The following is a 2,398-nucleotide window of genomic DNA, read 5'->3' as shown; positions in this document are numbered from 1 at the left end:
GTACGTGGGCCGGGTCTGCCTGCGGGGCCAGCAGTTCGAGCGTCGCCAGCCCTTCAGGCACCGGCAGGCGCAGGCCTGGCGCATGCAGCAGCAAGGCCATGCGGCTGTCCTCGATCATGTAGGCCAGGCGCTCCTCGGGGTAGTCCGGGTCCAGCGGCAGGTAGGCACCACCGGCCTTGAGGATGGCCAGCAGGCCGATGACCAGCTCCAGCGAACGCTCTGCGGCGATACCTACCAGCACGTCCGGGCCGACGCCACCCTCGATCAACTGCAGGGCCAGGCCATTGGCGGCGTTGTTGAGCTGGCGATAGGTGAGATGACGTGCGCCGAACACTACGGCGCTCGCCTCGGGGCTGCGCTGGGCCTGCTGTTCGATCAGGCGGTGGACACAGTATTCGTCGGGGTAACGCTGCGCGGTCTGGTTCCAGGTGCGCGCAGTGTCCAGCTGCCCTGCGTCCATGAGGGGCAGCTCGGCCACTGGCGCCTGGGGGCTGGCAAGCATGCCACGCAGCAGGGTTTGCCAATGGCTGGCCATGCGCTCAAGGGTGCTGGTTTCGAACAGGTCGGTGGCGAAGGTCCAGGTCGCGCCCAGGCCGTCGGGTGTCTCGAAGGTGTCCAGGGCCAGGTCGAACTGGGCACTGTGGTGTTCGCCGCTCAGGGTCTGGACATCGAGCTGCGGCACCTTGAAGCCATCACCCAGCTGCTGGTCGAGCAGATTGCGGTGGGTGAACATCACCTGGAACAGCGGGTTGTGGCTCAGGCTGCGTGCAGGCTGCAGGGCTTCGACCAGTTGCTCGAACGGCAGGTCCTGATGCTGCTGGGCGCCCAAAGCGGCCTGGCGCACTTGTTCCAACAGCGCCTCTACGGTCAGTTGCCCATCGAAGCGCGCACGCAGGACCTGGGTATTGACGAAGAAGCCGATCAGCCGCTCGGTCTCCAGGCGGTGGCGGTTGGCGACGGGCACGCCGACACGGATGTCGTCCTGGCCGCTGTAACGCTGCAACAGCGCCTGGAACGAGGCCAGCAGCAGCATGAACAGCGTGACGTTGTGCTGTTGCGCCAGCTGTTGCAGGCCTGTGGTCAGCTGCGTGTCCAAGGTCAGCCCCAGGCGGGCACCGCGGTAGCTCTGCACCGCAGGACGCGGGTGATCGGTGGGCAGCTCCAGTACCACCGGCTCATCGCCCAACTGCTCACGCCAGTACATCAGCTGACGCTCGCGCTCACCGGCTGCCAGCCAGTCGCGCTGCCAGTGGGCGTAATCCAGGTACTGGACGGGCAGCGGCGCAAGGTTGGGCTGCGCGCCGCTGGTCAGGCTGGCATAGCTCTGCATCCATTCATCGACCAACACCTGCATCGACCAGCCATCGGAAACGATGTGGTGCTGGACCAGGGTCAGCACATGGTCCTGTGCCCCCAGTTGCAGCACACCGATGCGCAGCAACGGCCCATTGATCAAGTCGAAGGGCTGGGCAGTCTGGACTTGGAGGAAGGCCTGGATCGCTGCGCCCTCCTCTTCTTGGCCCGCAACGGAGTGCACCGGCACAGGCAAACGCCAGTGGGCGTGGATGACCGGACGAACCTGAGCCTGCTCCTGGATGAAGGTGGTACGCAGGCTTTCGTGACGCTGCACCAGCAGGTTGAAGCTGTCTTCCAGCGCCTGCAGGTCCAGCTCGCCACGCAAGCGCAGGGCCATGGGGATGTGATAGGCGCTGCTGTGCGGCTCCAGCTGCCAGAGGAACCACTGCCGCTCCTGGGCGAACGACAGCTGCAGTGGCTGGTTGCGGTCCACCGGGGCAATCGGCGCGACGCGTTGGCCTTGCAGGGGGCTCACGGCCTGGGTGAAGGCATGCAGGGTGCTGTGTTCGAACAGCAGCGCCAGTGGCACCTCCAGGTCCAGTTCCTGGGCAACACGCGAAATCACCTGGGTGGCGAGCAGCGAATGCCCGCCCAGGTCGAAGAAGTGATCGGCCATGCCTACTTGGTCCAGGTGCAACACCTGGCGCCAGATGGCTGCAACGGTGCATTCGAGCTCGGTGCTCGGTGCCTGGAAAGCCTGCCGGGCTTGATCAAGATCAGGCGCAGGCAAGGCCTTGCGGTCCAGCTTGCCGTTGGGGCTCAAGGGCATTGCCGGCAGCCACACCAGGTGCGAAGGCACCATGTAGGCCGGCAAGGTCTCGGCCAGCCGGGCCTTGAGCTGGGCTTGCCAGGCGGCAAGATCAGCAGGCGCGCACGCGTCGGCCACGTAGCCGACCAGGTGCTGGCCTTGGGCATCCTGGCGGGCCACGACCACGGTTTCACTCGCGCCGGCCACCTCCAGCAGGCGCGCCTCGATTTCTCCCAACTCGATGCGCTGGCCACGGATCTTCACCTGGTGGTCCAGGCGGCCGAGGTACTCCAG

At 66.1% G+C, this 2,398-nt stretch carries 1 protein-coding gene; it reads right to left on the bottom strand.

Annotated elements, in window-relative coordinates; all coding sequences use genetic code 11:
• Positions 1 to 2,398 (bottom strand): condensation domain-containing protein (locus ACF8R3_RS09495; RefSeq protein WP_392515532.1); only part of this gene is annotated, 2,398 nt, incomplete at both ends.

This window comes from Pseudomonas sp. FYR_7, assembly GCF_043106155.1.
Taxonomy (GTDB): Bacteria; Pseudomonadota; Gammaproteobacteria; order Pseudomonadales; family Pseudomonadaceae; genus Aquipseudomonas; species Aquipseudomonas parafulva_B.
Note: the sequence above shows the minus strand (reverse complement) of the source record. Positions and strands in the feature narration are given on the sequence as shown.